The 13,643-nt window shown below is 71.3% G+C and carries 15 protein-coding genes; 9 read left to right on the forward strand and 6 right to left on the reverse strand.

Annotated elements, in window-relative coordinates:
* Nucleotides 1–19 precede the first annotated feature (19 nt).
* The 3 genes from ACGFIE_RS18935 (at nucleotide 20) to ACGFIE_RS18945 (ending at nucleotide 2,856) form a co-directional block, all read left to right on the forward strand.
* Entirely contained in the window at nucleotides 20–1,159 is a 1,140-nt protein-coding gene (locus ACGFIE_RS18935; protein WP_393296211.1) for a glycerate kinase, read from the forward strand.
* Nucleotides 1,160–1,329: 170 nt separating this feature from the next.
* A complete protein-coding gene (erpA, locus tag ACGFIE_RS18940; RefSeq protein WP_007463211.1) occupies nucleotides 1,330–1,698 on the forward strand; it encodes an iron-sulfur cluster insertion protein ErpA in 369 nt (122 codons plus the stop codon).
* A gap of 180 nt (nucleotides 1,699–1,878) precedes the next feature.
* Nucleotides 1,879–2,856 (forward strand): carbohydrate kinase family protein, encoded by a 978-nt coding sequence (locus ACGFIE_RS18945; RefSeq protein WP_393296213.1) that lies wholly within the window; start codon nucleotides 1,879–1,881, stop codon nucleotides 2,854–2,856.
* Nucleotides 2,857–2,862: 6 nt separating this feature from the next.
* Here ACGFIE_RS18945 and ACGFIE_RS18950 read toward each other — a convergent pair whose 3' ends face one another.
* Entirely contained in the window at nucleotides 2,863–3,096 is a 234-nt protein-coding gene (locus tag ACGFIE_RS18950; RefSeq protein WP_203178961.1) for a sulfurtransferase TusA family protein, read from the reverse strand.
* A complete protein-coding gene (locus tag ACGFIE_RS18955; protein ID WP_393296215.1) occupies nucleotides 3,093–4,244 on the reverse strand; it encodes a cysteine desulfurase family protein in 1,152 nt (383 codons plus the stop codon). The genes ACGFIE_RS18950 and ACGFIE_RS18955 overlap by 4 nt, the downstream gene beginning before the upstream one ends.
* Nucleotides 4,245–4,531: 287 nt before the next feature.
* Here ACGFIE_RS18955 and coxB point away from each other — a divergent pair, with 287 nt between their 5' ends.
* Both coxB and ACGFIE_RS18965 read left to right on the forward strand, forming a co-directional pair.
* Nucleotides 4,532–5,503 carry a cytochrome c oxidase subunit II gene (coxB, locus tag ACGFIE_RS18960; RefSeq protein ID WP_393296217.1) on the forward strand — a complete coding sequence of 324 codons (972 nt, stop codon included), beginning with the start codon at nucleotides 4,532–4,534 and terminating at the stop codon, nucleotides 5,501–5,503.
* Between the two features lie 9 nt (nucleotides 5,504–5,512).
* Nucleotides 5,513–5,938, forward strand: coding sequence for a cytochrome c oxidase subunit 4 (locus tag ACGFIE_RS18965; RefSeq protein WP_363683137.1), 426 nt, complete (start codon nucleotides 5,513–5,515; stop codon nucleotides 5,936–5,938).
* A 92-nt stretch (nucleotides 5,939–6,030) separates the two neighbouring features.
* Here the strand turns inward: ACGFIE_RS18965 and ACGFIE_RS18970 are convergent, their stop codons facing one another.
* The 4 genes from ACGFIE_RS18970 to ACGFIE_RS18985 form a co-directional block, all read right to left on the reverse strand.
* Nucleotides 6,031–6,237: a hypothetical protein gene (locus ACGFIE_RS18970; protein ID WP_393296219.1), complete on the reverse strand. Its 207-nt coding sequence runs from the start codon at nucleotides 6,235–6,237 to the stop codon at nucleotides 6,031–6,033.
* Between the two features lie 235 nt (nucleotides 6,238–6,472).
* Complete coding sequence (trpD, locus tag ACGFIE_RS18975) at nucleotides 6,473–7,537, reverse strand: anthranilate phosphoribosyltransferase (protein ID WP_393296221.1); 1,065 nt, start codon at nucleotides 7,535–7,537, stop codon at nucleotides 6,473–6,475.
* 89 nt (nucleotides 7,538–7,626) lie between these two features.
* A complete protein-coding gene (locus tag ACGFIE_RS18980; protein ID WP_007463197.1) occupies nucleotides 7,627–8,022 on the reverse strand; it encodes a hypothetical protein in 396 nt (131 codons plus the stop codon).
* A 105-nt stretch (nucleotides 8,023–8,127) separates the two neighbouring features.
* Entirely contained in the window at nucleotides 8,128–9,093 is a 966-nt protein-coding gene (locus ACGFIE_RS18985) for a cytochrome c oxidase assembly protein (protein WP_393296223.1), read from the reverse strand.
* Nucleotides 9,094–9,201: 108 nt separating this feature from the next.
* Here ACGFIE_RS18985 and ACGFIE_RS18990 point away from each other — a divergent pair, with 108 nt between their 5' ends.
* The 4 genes from ACGFIE_RS18990 to ACGFIE_RS19005 all read left to right on the forward strand — a co-directional run bounded on the left by ACGFIE_RS18990 (nucleotide 9,202) and on the right by ACGFIE_RS19005 (nucleotide 13,494).
* Nucleotides 9,202–9,801, forward strand: coding sequence for a heme-copper oxidase subunit III (locus tag ACGFIE_RS18990; protein ID WP_266244549.1), 600 nt, complete (start codon nucleotides 9,202–9,204; stop codon nucleotides 9,799–9,801).
* A 72-nt stretch (nucleotides 9,802–9,873) separates the two neighbouring features.
* Nucleotides 9,874–10,713 carry a cytochrome c gene (locus ACGFIE_RS18995; RefSeq protein ID WP_363683129.1) on the forward strand — a complete coding sequence of 280 codons (840 nt, stop codon included), beginning with the start codon at nucleotides 9,874–9,876 and terminating at the stop codon, nucleotides 10,711–10,713.
* Nucleotides 10,714–10,777: 64 nt separating this feature from the next.
* Nucleotides 10,778–11,866, forward strand: coding sequence for a ubiquinol-cytochrome c reductase iron-sulfur subunit (locus tag ACGFIE_RS19000; RefSeq protein WP_393296225.1), 1,089 nt, complete (start codon nucleotides 10,778–10,780; stop codon nucleotides 11,864–11,866).
* Nucleotides 11,863–13,494 (forward strand): cytochrome b N-terminal domain-containing protein, encoded by a 1,632-nt coding sequence (locus tag ACGFIE_RS19005; protein WP_393296227.1) that lies wholly within the window; start codon nucleotides 11,863–11,865, stop codon nucleotides 13,492–13,494. The genes ACGFIE_RS19000 and ACGFIE_RS19005 overlap by 4 nt, the downstream gene beginning before the upstream one ends.
* Nucleotides 13,495–13,643: the final 149 nt, after the last annotated feature.

Raw genomic sequence — 13,643 nt, forward strand, 5'->3', positions numbered from 1 at the left:
GGCTGCCACACTGCTCGGCATGCGCGTGCTGCTCTGCCCGGACAAGTTCGCCGGCACCCTGCCCGCACCGGAGGTCGCCGCGGCGGTGGCGGACGGATGGCGCAGCGTCGCCGACGGTGACGACCTGCTGATCCGGCCGCTCGCCGACGGCGGGCCGGGCTTCGTGGACGTGCTCGCCGGCGCGCTCGGCGGCCGGCGGGTGCCGGTGTCGACCGTCGACCCGCTGGGCCGGCCGGCGGCCGGTGAGATCCTCCTCACCACCGACGGCACGACCGCCTATCTGGAGAGCGCGCAGGCGTGCGGGCTGCACCTGCTGGCCGCCGGCGAGCGGGATCCGAAGGTCACCACGTCGTACGGGCTGGGTCTGCTGGTGACCGCCGCCGTGGAGAGCGGCGCCCGGACGGTGGTGATCGGGCTGGGCGGCTCCGCCACCAACGACGGCGGCGCCGGCATGCTCACCGCGCTGGGCGCGACAGCGCTCGACGCCACGGGCGCGGCACTGCCGTACGGCGGGGCGGCGTTGGCAGTGGCCGACGCCCTCGACGGCGCTCCCCGGCTGCGCGGCGCCCGGCTGATCGCCGCCACCGACGTGGACAACCCGCTGCTCGGCCTGCACGGGGCGAGCAACGTGTTCGGCCCGCAGAAGGGCGCCGACCGCGCCGACGTGCTGCTGCTCGACGCGGCTCTGGAGCGCTTCGCGGCGGTGCTGGAGCGGGATCTCCCCGGCTGCCCGGTGGGGCTCGGCACACTACCCGGCGGTGGGGCCGCCGGCGGCCTCGGCGCGGCCGTCCTCGCGCTCGGCGGCGCCTGCGAGTCGGGCATCGGTCTCGTCACCCGGGCCACCCGGCTGGAGGCCGCGCTCGACACCGCCGACCTGGTGATCACTGGGGAGGGGTCCTTCGACCACCAGTCGCTGCGCGGCAAGGTCGTCGCCGGGGTGGCCGGGGCCGCCCGGGACCGGGGGGTGCCCTGCGTGGTGGTGGCCGGCCAGGTCAGCACCGGCCGACGGGAGGCCGCCTCGGCGGGAGTGACCGACGCGTACAGCCTGGTCGAGCACTTCGGTGGGGAGCAGGCCGGCGGGCTCGACGCCGCCTTGAGCCGTCCCGCCGACGGTCTGCGCGAGCTGGGCGCCCGACTGGCCCGGCAGTGGAGCCGCTGAGGCGGCCGACGGCGCGTGACCGGGGCCCACCTGCGGCGGCGATCACGCCACGCGGGTGGGCGCGGCCGGGGCGGCGTACGATCGGAACCGGACCACAACCGGGAATCACTGGACGGCGCGCGGCGTTGGCCAGTGCGTCCGGACCCAAAACCGCGCAGGGAGACTTCCACGTGACCACGCCAGCGCAGACCGAGTCGACCGAGGCCCAGGCCCCTACTTCCGTCGTCCTCACCGACGTCGCGGCGCAGAAGGTCAAGGCCCTGATCGAGCAGGAGGGCCGCGACGACCTGCGGCTCCGCGTCGCGGTGCAGCCGGGTGGCTGCTCCGGCCTGCGGTACCAGCTCTTCTTCGACGAGCGTTCGCTCGACGGTGACGTCGTCACCGACTTCGGTGGCGTCGAGGTCGTCGTCGACCGGATGAGCGCCCCCTACCTGTCCGGCGCGACGATCGACTTCGCCGACCGGATCGACGCCCAGGGCTTCACCATCGACAACCCCAACGCAGGCAACTCCTGCGCCTGCGGCGACTCGTTCAACTGAGTCACCCACGCACCAGCACGGCGGGGCCGTCCTTCGGGGCGGCCCCGCCGTTTTCGTGTCGGTGGGAGCGGTTCCGCAGCGGGCGTGACCGGACGGCTGCCATTGCCCGACCGACCGGTCACGTCACTGTTGCCGGGCCGGTAGGCTGACCGCGCCCTGCTCCCGACCCCGAGGGTTGACATGAAGATCGCCGTGACCGGCTCGATCGCCACCGATCACCTGATGAGCTTCCCGGGTCGCTTCGCCGACCAGCTCATCGCCGATCAGCTGCACAAGGTTTCCCTCTCCTTCCTGGTGGACGACCTGGTGCTCCGCCGTGGCGGGGTCGCGGCGAACATCTCCTTCGGCATGGGCCAGCTCGGGCTGCGCCCGGTGCTGCTCGGGGCGGTGGGCGCGGACTTCGCCGACTACCGCTCCTGGCTGGAGCGGCACGGCGTGGACTGCGACTCCGTGCACATCAGTGAGGTGGCGCACACAGCGCGGTTCGTCTGCACCACCGACACCGACATGTGCCAGATCGCGTCGTTCTACGCGGGGGCGATGAGCGAGGCCCGCAACATCGAGCTCGCTCCGGTCGCCGACCGGCTCGGCGGTCTGGACCTGGTGCTGGTCAGCGCCAACGACCCGGAGGCGATGCTGCGGCACTCGGCCGAGTGCCGCACCCGTGGGTACGCCTTCGCCGCCGACCCCTCCCAGCAGCTCGCCCGGATGCCCGGCGAGGACGTGGTGGCGCTGATCGAAGGCGCCGAGTACCTGATGACGAACGACTACGAGAAGTCGCTGCTGCAGAGCAAGGCGAAGCTCAGCGACGACCAGCTTCTGGACCTGGTCAAGGTGCGCGTCACCACGCTGGGCAAGGACGGGGTGGAGATCGCCGGCCGGGGCATCGACCCGATCCACGTGCCGATCGCGCGGGAGATCCGGGCCGTCGACCCGACAGGTGTGGGCGACGGCTTCCGGGCCGGCTTCTTCACGGCGCTCTCCTGGGGTGTCGGCCTGGAGCGCGCCGCCCAGGTCGGCTCGCTGCTGGCCACGCTCGTCCTGGAGACGGTCGGCACCCAGGAGTACGACGTCCGCCGCGACCTGTTCGTCAAGCGCCTCGCCGAGTCCTACGGCGACACGGCCGCCGAGGAGATCCGCCCGCACATCCTCCCGTAACCGGGGTCAGTGGGTGCGGCGGATGTCGTAGGCGGGGCCGTCCGGGCCGGTGATCGCCGCGAGGAACTCCTGGCCGCGCATCCGGCACCAGGCGGGGATGTCCACCGCGGCGGCCGGGTCGTCGGCCAGCACCCGGACCACGGTGCCGACCGGCACCTGCGGCATCCGGCGGGCCGCCGCGATCACCGGCAGCGGACAGCGCTGCCCCCGACAGTCGAGCACCTCGTCCGGCATCGTCACAGCCCCACCACCCCGGCGTCGGCGCGCAGCCCGGCGACGATCCCGGGCAGCTCGGCCAGGAACCGCTCGACGTCGGACTCGGTCGTGTCCCGGTGCAGGCTGACCCGGACGTTGCCGTGCGAGAGCACCCCCATCGCCTCCAACACGTGTGACGGCCGCAGCGTGGACGACGTGCAGGACGAGCCGGACGACACCGCGAACCCCCGCCGGTCCAGCGCGTGCAGCAGCGTCTCGCCGTCGACGTACAGGCAGGAGAACGTCACCAGGTGGGGCAGGCGTAGCACCGGGTCGCCGACCACCTCCACGTCGGGCACCTCGGCCGCGACCCGCGTCCGGATCCGGTCCACCAGCGGGTCCAGCCGGGTCGCCTCAGCGGCCGCGTCGGCCGCCGCCGCGCGCAGGCTCGCCGCCGCCGCCACCACCGCGGGCAGGTTCACCGACCCAGGGGTACGCCCACCCTCCCGCTCGTCGGCCGGCCAGGGCGACTCCCAGCGGGTGCCCTTGCGGACCGCCAGCAGCCCCACCCCGGGCGGGCCGCCCCACTTGTGCGCGCTGGCGCTGAGCAGCGCCCAGCCGGCCGGCAGGGGCACCCGCCCGACCGACTGCGCCGCGTCGACGTAGAGCGGCACCCCGACATCCGCGCAGATGGCCGCCGCCTCGGCGACCGGCTGCACGGTGCCCACCTCGTGACTGGCTGTGATCAACGCGGCCAGCGCGACCCCGGGCGCGCGGACGGCCGTCGACCAGGCGGCCAGATCCAGCCGGCCCACCCGGTCGACAGGCACCGAGTGGGCGACGCCACCGGCCGCGACGTGCCGCTCGGCGGCGTGCAGGACGGCGGAATGCTCGATCGCCGAGTGCACGAGCGTCGCCCCGGCCCGGTGCCGTCCCGCCAGGCCGCCGAGCACCGCGCCGTGGGCTGCCGTCGTACCGCTGCTGGTGAAGGACAGCTCGTCGGCGCGGACGCCGAGCGTCTGCGCGGCGGCCTCGCGGGCGGCGTCGAGCAGTTGCCGGGCGCGGCGTGCCTGGCCGTAGAGCTTTCCCGGGTCGGCCCAGCCGTCCTCGAGGGCGGCCAGCAGCGCCTGCCGGGCGACCGGATGCAGCGGCGCGGCCGTTGCCGCGTCCAGGTAGACCGAAGAGACGCTCACGGACCTGCCTTTGTTCGCGGTTGCGGGGCTCGCAACCCCGGCTCACACCTCGCGCTCACGGACCTGCCTTTGTTCGGGGTTGCGGGGCTCGCAACCCCGGCTCACTCCTCGCGCTCACGGATCAGACGCTATCGCGACGTTATGCCCAGGATCCCCCCGATGGGGGCGGACAGTGACCCCACCACGGCCGAGTCCCTCATGGTCGAGTAATCTGCGACCGTCGGTGACGCCTTTGCCGCCGGTGCTGAGGAACGACGCACCGCGGCGCGCTAGGGAGGCAGGACCAGGTGGTCGCAAGGAGTTCGGAGGTACGGCCGTCGGCCGTACGGCACGGTGCTGCCCCAGGGGTCGGTGGACGCCGGGGACGCGGTGCTGGTCGGTTGGCCGGGCTCGGTCTCGGGGGCGTGGCTCTGCTGGTTCTGCTCACGGGCTGTGACGTGGGCAAGACGTTCGACGGCTTCGGTTGGCCGCAGGGCGGCATCTCGGCGGAGTCGCACCGCATGTACGACCTGTGGATCGCCTCCTGCGTCGCCGCGCTCGCGGTCGGCGTATTCGTGTGGGGCCTGATCTTCTGGTGCGTGGTGCGGTACCGCAAGCGCGGCAACGCGCTGCCGGTGCAGACCCGCTACAACCTGCCGATGGAGTTCCTCTACACCATCGCGCCGATCCTGATCGTCTCCGTGCTCTTCTACTACACGGCGATCGTGCAGACCGACGTCGACAAGCTGTCGAAGAACCCGGACGTCACGGTCGAGGTCGTCGCCTTCAAGTGGAACTGGCAGTTCAACTACCGCGACGGTCAGGGCACGGAGGCCCGCACCACCGCGTCGACGCTGGGCACCAGTGAGGTCATCCCGGTGCTCGTGCTGCCGACCAACCGGTCCATCCGGTTCGAGGAGACCAGCCGCGACGTCATCCACTCGTTCTGGGTGCCGGAGCTGCTGTTCAAGCGGGACGTCATGCCGGGCAAGATCCGCAACGTCTTCGAGGTTTCCAAGCTGGACGCCGAGGGCGCGTACGTCGGCCGCTGCGCCGAGCTGTGCGGCAGCTACCACGCGTTCATGAACTTCGAGCTGCGGGTGGTCTCGCCGGAGAAGTACGACAAGTTCCTCGCGGCCAAGCAGAGCGGCAAGTCGACGCAGGACGCGTTGACCGAGATCGGCGAGCAGCCGTACGCGCAGACCACGCAGCCGTTCGACACCCGGCGGACGCACAGCAACTTCAACCCGGACAGCGCTCCGGCCGGCACGGGAAGCTGAGGCAGCCGCATGAAGACCGAGTGGCGTATCTTCCTGATCATCGCCGGGTTCCTCTTCGGCGCCACCATTCTCTACGGCGCCTGGACCCACGGGGAGTCCGGCAACGTCGAGTGGGTGGGCACCGTGGCCCTGCTGCTGTCGTTCCTGCTCTGCTCGATGTGCGGTGGCTTCTTCTGGTTCGTCTCCCGCCGCATCGACCTGCGCCCGGAGGACCGGCCGGACGCCGAGATCGCCGACGGCGCCGGTGAGGTCGGCTTCTTCAGCCCGGGCAGCTACTGGCCGTTCGGTCTGGCGCTGGCCGCCGCGACCGCCGCGCTGGGCATGGTGTTCTGGCAGTTCTGGCTGATCGGCCTCGGCCTGCTGGCGGTCGTCTTCGCCGCCTGTGGCCTGCTGTTCGAGTACTACACAGGCACCCGGCGCACCGCCGAGCACTGATCCACCCGGTCGTCCGCGACCAACAGGCGTGACGAAGGCCCGCACCCCGACCGGGGGAGCGGGCCTTCGTCGTGGCGTGTCCTGTCGACGGGTCAGGCGGCGTGGCGGTGGGCGGGGACGCGACGTCGGCGGTCGGCCAGCCGGGTGACGCTGACGGCGTACGTGGCGATCACCACGGCGGCGCCGCAACCGGTGCAGATCAGCTCGGGACAGTCGCTGCCGTGGCCGTCGACGCAGGGCGGCGCCTCGAACGGTGCCACGCCGTCGCAGACGTCGCAGTAGAGCTCGTGATGCGACACGGGCGTCTCCTCTCACTCCAGGCGACAGGCCCCCGAAATGCGACAGCGGCGCACAACGGAAGCGGAGAATGACTCGCCTGTAGTTTCCCACGCGGGTCCGACAAATCTCCGCGGCCACCGTTCAGGGGCCCCCGGACCATGGCGTGATCCACTCGACATCAGGGAAGTCGGGGCATCACGACCGGCCGGACACCGCCGATTCCAGGAACCCGGGTCGATCACGCTCCCGACGCGGTCAAGCGGTGGCGGCCTTCTCGGCGGTGGTCGCGGTCTCGATCCAACGGTCCAGGGTGGCCGCCGCCGCGCCCGAGTCGATGGACTCGGCGGCGCGGTCCAGGCCGGCACGCAGCGCCTCGGTCAGGTCGCCGTCCAACGGACCCTGCGTCGCCAGCGCCGCCGCCGCGTTGACAAGCACCGCGTCGCGGACCGGACCGGTCTCGCCGGCCAACAGGCGACGGGCCACGCCGGCGTTGTACGCGGCGTCACCGCCCCGCAGGTCGCCGAGGGTGGACCGGGGCACCCCCAGGTCGACCGCGTCCAGCACAGCCTCGCGTACGGTGCCGCCCTGCGCCGCCCACACCCGGGTCGGCGCGGCGGTGGTGAACTCGTCCAGCCCGTCCTCGCCGCGCATCACCAGCACCGAGTCACCCCGGGCGGCGAACACGCCGGCCATCACCGACGCCATCCGTGCGTCGAAGCAGCCGACGGCGCCCGCGCGGGGGCGGGCCGGGTTGGTCAGCGGGCCGAGGAAGTTGAAGACGGTGGGAACGCCCAGCTCCCGCCGGACCGGCCCGGTGTGCCGCATCCCCGGGTGGAACCGGGCGGCGAAGCAGAACCCGATGCCGGCCTCGGTGACGCAGCGCACGATGGCGTCCGGGTCGAGGTCGAGCGGGACGCCGAGGAACTCCAGCAGGTCGGCGGTGCCGCACAGGGAGGAAGCGGCCCGGTTGCCGTGCTTGACGACCCGGACACCGGCGCCCGCCACGACAAGCGCGGCCATGGTGGAGATGTTGACCGTGTGGGCGAGGTCACCGCCGGTGCCCACCACGTCCAGGGCGGTCGAGCGCAGCTCGTCGGGGAGGTCGACCGGGACGGCCCGGCTCAACATCGTCTCCACCAGGCCGGCCAGCTCGGCCGAGGTCTCACCCTTGGCACGCAGGGCCACGGCGAAGCCGGCGACCTGCGCCGGGCCCGCCGAGCCGGCCATGATCTCACCCATCGCCCAGGCGGTGTCGGCGGTGGACAGCTCCTCGCCGCGCAGCAGCGAGTTGAGCAGGTGCGGCCAGGTCCGATCGCCCATGGCGGGCCTCCCGAGCGTACGAAGTGCGGGTGGGCTGGAACCGGCGCCGGCTGGTCCGGCGCCGCGTCGGTGCCGGAGAGCGGGGGACGTCAGGCGGGTGCGTGCGTCCGCAGCAGCTCGGCCACCGTGCTGCCGGTGGTCACCGGGTCGAGCGGGTGCACAAGCGTCGCGTCGACCTCGGCGTACGCGGCGAGCCATCGGTCCGCGGCGCGGGCGATCACGAGGCAGGTGGGCGGGGCGTCGTCCCGATCGTCCTTGATCTGGCGGGCGATGCCGATGCCGCCGCCCGGGCTCGCCTCACCGTCGAGCACCAGCAGGTCGATCTCGTAGTCGTCGACAAGCCGGATGGTCTCGGCGTACGTCGACGCGTCGACGAACTCGATCTGCAGCCCGGGCGCGGGCCGGGTGCCGACAGCGAGCCGCATCCGGTCACGGACCTGCGGGTCGTCGCTGTAGAGCAGGACGGTGCACAGACGATCGCTCATGGCTGACAGGCTCCCACCTCGTAGCTGCCCGCCGATCGTACCGGTCGACGTGACGTAGCCGACATCCCGCCCGACGCCCGGCCGACGGCGTACCGTCTGCGCAGCTCAGGTCGTCGCGGCGTCGGCGGCGCGCTCGCGGGCCTCCTGGCGGTCCAGCTCGCGGTCGACCCGGCGGGCCTCCCGCTCGGACTGCTTCACCCACTGCACGACGAGCACCGCGAGCATGGTCACACTGACGAACTCGCCACCGGCCCAGAGGATGCCGCCGGCGACCACCTGGTCGGCCTTGGGGTCGGCCCAGCTCAGGTGCAGCGACGGGTACCAGTCGCCCCCGAAGAGGGTGGTGCTCTGCATGATGGTGAGCCCGAGCACGGTGTGGAACGGCACGGAGAGCAGCATCAGCAGGGCCCGCGCCGGATACGGCCAGCGGCCCGGGAGCGGGTCGAGGCCGAGCAGCGGCCAGAAGAACACGCAGCCGGTCATGATGAAGTGCGCGTGCACCAGCTCGTGCGCCCAGGCGTGTTCCAGGGTGAAGCGGTACAGGTCGCTGAAGTACAGCGCGAACGGGTTGACCACGAAGATGGCGAACGCCACCAGCGGGAAGCTGTAGACCCGGGCGACGCGGCTGTGCACGACCGCCAGAAGGCGCTTGCGCGGCCCGACCGGCAGGGTCCGCAGGGCGAGCGTCATCGGCGCGCCGAGCGCCAGGAAGATCGGCGACACCATGGAGAGCACCATGTGCTGGACCATGTGCACCGACAGCAAAGCGGTGTCGTAGGTCTCGATCCCGGAGACGGTGACCAGCGCGATGCCGCCGAGGCCGGGGCCGAGAAAGAAGACGGTACGCGCGAGGGGCCAGGCGTCGCCCCGCAGACGTAGCCGGTACACCCCGTAGAGGTAGAGGCCGGCGGCGAGCACCAGGCCGAGCGCCAGCCAGCTGTCCAGCCGGGCCTCGGTCAGCACCCGGTCGATGCTGAACGGTGGCAGGCTCGAGGGGCCAGCGGTGGCGCTGGCGAGCACATCGGCGGGGACGGCCGAGGTGGCGGCGAGGATCGGATCGACGTGCAGCACGCTTTTCAGGCTAGGCCAGGCGAACCGGACCTCGACGGTCGGGCCACGGAAGGCGCAGGTTTGCCACCCCGCTGATGGGCGGCCCCGGTCAGGGGCAATAATGACGGCGTGACTGCGGCCCCAGCCATTGACAAGAGCCGGATCCACTCTCTGACCCGACCGAACATGGTCAGCGTCGGGACGATCGTGTGGCTCTCCAGCGAACTCATGTTCTTCGCGGCGCTGTTCGCGATGTACTTCTCGATCCGCGCGGCTGCGCCGGAGCAGTGGGAGAAGCACACCGAATCGCTGAACATCCCGTACGCGACCACCTTCACGGTGATCCTCGTGCTGTCCTCGGTGACCTGCCAGCTCGGCGTCTTCGCGGCGGAGAAGGGTGACGTGCACGCGCTGCGCCGCTGGTTCACCGTCACCTTCGTGATGGGTCTGATCTTCGTGCTCGGCCAGGTGAACGAGTACCGCCACCTGGTGGAGGACGGCGTCAGGATCAACGGCGACGGGTACGGCTCGATGTTCTACCTGACGACCGGCTTCCACGGCCTGCACGTGACCGGCGGTCTGATCGCCTTCATCATCTTCATGGTCCGCACGACCATGGGCCGGTTCACGCCGGCGCAGGCGACCTCGGCGATCGTCGTGTCGTACTACTGGCACTTCGTCGACGTCGTGTGGATCGGGCTGTACGCCATGATCTACTGGCTTCAGTGATCTTGGCGCGTCACGAACCGCGCCGCTGCTCCGTCCCCTGAGACAAGGTCCAACCGGTTAAGGACACAGCTCATGACTTCTGACAACGACCGCCGACGCGGTCTGCTCGCGCGGTTGCGCGGGCGGCCCGCCGCGCGCAGCAGGGGCCGCCGCCGGCTGGGCGCCGCGGTCCGGCTGTTCGCCGCGCTGATGCTCGCCGGCGGCGCATACACCGTCTTCGCCCCCGGTGCGCAGGCGCAGGACAATCCGCCGCTGACCGGTGCCGCAGCCGAGGGCAAGGCGCTGTTCGACGTGAGTTGTGTGACCTGCCACGGCCGCAACGCCCAGGGCGTCGAGGGGCGCGGGCCGAGCCTGATCGGCGTCGGCGCGGCCTCGGTCGAGTTCCAGGTCAGCTCGGGCCGTATGCCGCTGGCCCGCCAGGAGGCCCAGGCGCACCGCAAGCCGCCGGTCTTCACCGACGAGCAGGTCCGCCAGCTCGGCCAGTACATCCAGGAGCTGGGTGGCGGTCCGGTCGTCCCGGGCACCGAGGAGAACCTCCACGAGGACGGCAACGTCGCGGCCGGCGGCGAGCTGTTCCGGATCAACTGCTCCCAGTGCCACGCCTTCGGTGGCGGCGGTGGCGCGCTCTCGTCGGGCAAGTTCGCCCCGAGCCTGCACCCGGCGACGGACCGGCAGATCTACGCGGCGATGCTGAGCGGCCCGCAGAACATGCCGGTGTTCGGCGACAACCAGATCACGCCGGAGCAGAAGGCCGACATCATCGCCTACATCCAGGAGACGCTGAAGACCGACCAGGACCCGGGCGGGTTCAACCTCGGTCGGTACGGGCCGTCCACCGAGGGCCTGGCGATCTTCCTGGTTGGCATTGTGGCGCTCGTGTTCGCTAGCCTGTGGATTGCGGGTAAGTCGTGACCGAGCGGATCGTCAGATTCAGTGCCGTGGTGCCGCTCGGCGCCACCCGTAGCGAGGTGACGGCATGAGCACGCACACCGAGCACCAGGCCCCGCAGGGCCGGGAGCCGCTCGACGTGAACGACCCCGGGCTGACCCGGTTCGACATCGTCCGTGAGGGCGCGCGTCGGGACGACATCGAGATCGTGCACTACGAGCCGCAGGTGCTGCCCGGCACGAAGGCCGAGCGTCGGCTGACCCGCGTGGTGGCCGGTTTCTTCCTGATCACCGGCCTGGCGGCGACCGCCTTCCTGGCCATCTACATCTGGTGGCCGTGGAAGTACGAGCCGGGCCGCGGCGGCGACAAGTTCTACACCCCGCTGCTCGGGTTCACCCTCGGCGTGGCGCTGCTCGCCGTCGGCTTCGGCATCCTGACCTGGGGCAAGAAGTTGCTGCCCAAGGAGGTCTCGATCCAGGACCGGCACGAGGGGGCGGTGGACGCCGACGGTCGCACCATCACCGGCCAGACCATGCTCTACATGGCCGACGAGCTGGGTGTGAAGCGTCGTCCACTGCTCGGCATCTCGCTGCTGGCCGGCCTCGCGCCGGTCGCCGCGGTAGCGGCGGCGCCGCTGGTCGGCGGTCTGATCTCGCAGCCGCACAAGAACAACCAGATGTTCACCACCGGGTTCGCCGCCGCCGAGGGCGGCCAGCGGATCCGCCTCGTCCGCGAGGACGGCCGCCCGGTGCGCCCGGCGGACATCAGCACCGGTGGCCAGCTGACGGTCTTCCCGGGCATCGAGAACGGTGTGAGCAACAGGCACGCCGACTCGCCGACGCTGCTGATCCACCTGCGCGACTCGGACGCGCAGGAGTCGCGCCGGGCCAACGAGCGGGTCGGCCACGGTGACTACATGTGGGGCAACTACGCGGCGTTCTCCAAGATCTGCACGCACGCCGGCTGCCCCGCGAGCCTGTTCGAGCAGCAGACCAACCGGCTGCTCTGCCCGTGCCACCAGTCCCAGTTCCTGATCACCGACAACGCCCGGCCCGTCTTCGGCCCCGCCAGCCGGCGGCTGCCGCAGCTGCCGATCGAGGTGGACCCCGAGGGCTTCTTCGTGGCGAAGTCCGACTACACCGAGACCGTCGGGCCTGATTTCTGGGAGCGGCCATGAAGCGTCGAAAGTTTGACCTGGCAGCCACGCCGGGCAAAGCCGCGGTGGGGGTGGACGACCGCTTCCAGGTGGCCACTCCGCTGCGCAAGCTGCTGAACAAGGTCTTCCCGGACCACTGGTCGTTCCTGCTGGGCGAGATCGCGCTGTTCTCGTTCATCGTGCTGCTCCTGACCGGTGTGTTCCTCACCTTCTTCTACGAGCCGGCGATGACCGAGGTGGTCTACGACGGCAGCTACGCCCCGTTGCAGGGCACGCCGATGTCCGCCGCGTACGCCTCCAGCCTGGACCTGTCGTTCGACGTCCGCGGCGGCCTGGTGATGCGGCAGATGCACCACTGGGCGGCGCTGCTGTTCATGGCCGCGATCGTCGTGCACATGCTGCGGGTGTTCTTCACCGGCGCCTTCCGCAAGCCGCGCGAGACCAACTGGATCATCGGCTCGCTGCTGTTCTGGGTCGGCTTCCTGGCCGGCTTCACCGGCTACTCGCTGCCGGACGACGGCCTGTCCGGCACCGGTCTGCGGATCGCCTCGGCGATCATGCTGTCCATCCCGGTGATCGGCTCCTGGCTCACGTCGTCGATCTTCGGTGGCGAGTTCCCCGGCACGATCATCATCAGCCGGTTCTTCATCGCCCACGTCCTGCTGATCCCGGGTCTGCTGCTCGCGTTGATCAGCGCCCACCTGGGCCTGGTCTTCAAGCAGAAGCACACCCAGTGGCCCGGCCCCGGCCGGACCAACGGCAACGTGGTCGGCGAGCGGATGTTCCCCCGCTACGCGCTGAAGCAGGGCGGCTTCTTCATGGTCGTCTTCGGCGTCATCGCGCTGCTGGGCGGTCTGTTCCAGATCAACCCGATCTGGCTGTTCGGCCCGTACGAGGCGTGGGTGGTCTCGGCCGCCAGTCAGCCCGACTGGTACGTCATGTTCCTCGACGGCTCGACCCGACTCATGCCGGCCTGGCAGCTCAACATCCCGATCGGCGACGGGTACGTCATCCCGCCGCTGTTCTGGCCCACTGTCGTGCTGCCCGGCATCCTGGTCGGCCTGTCGACGATGTACCCGTTCCTGGAGGCCCGGCACCTCAAGGACCGCAAGAGCCACAACCTGCTCCAGCGGCCCCGCGACGTTCCGGCCCGTACGGCCGTCGGCGCCATGGCCGTCGCCTTCTACGTCGTGTTGACGCTCTCGGGCGCCAACGACGTGATCGCCGACAAGTTCCAGATCAGCCTGAACGCGATGACCTGGGCGGGCCGTGTCGGCCTGCTGGTGGTCCCGCCGCTGGCGTACTACGTCACCTACCGGCTCTGCCTGGGTCTGCAGCAGCACGACCGGGAGGTGCTCGCGCACGGCGTGGAGACCGGCATCATCCGGCGCCTGCCGGACGGCCGGTTCGTCGAGGTGCACCAGCCGCTCAGCGCGGCGAACGGGCACGCGGACGGCCACGGTGAGCTGGACTACGTCGGCTGGGTGGTGCCGAAGAAGATGAACCGGCTCGGGGCACTCGGCCCGGCGGTCCGGGGCTTCTTCTACCCGATCGAGAAGCCGGTCGAGGCGCCGGTCTCGCCGGGTCACCCGCCGGTCGAGCCCCGGCCCGAGCGCGCGGAGATCGGCAGCGGCGAGAGCCGCCACTGACCCCCACCGCACCGTCACGTGGCGCCCGCCGGACTTCCGGCGGGCGCCACGTCGTTGTCGGTGTCCCGTCGCCCATCCGAGCAGGAGTCGGACGGCCACGGCGGGACCGGTCGACCCCGTGCGCCGGGCGATCGCAGGAATAACCCCCG

It is taken from the genome of Micromonospora sp. NPDC049275 (assembly GCF_043197115.1).
GTDB lineage: Bacteria > Actinomycetota > Actinomycetes > Mycobacteriales > Micromonosporaceae > Micromonospora.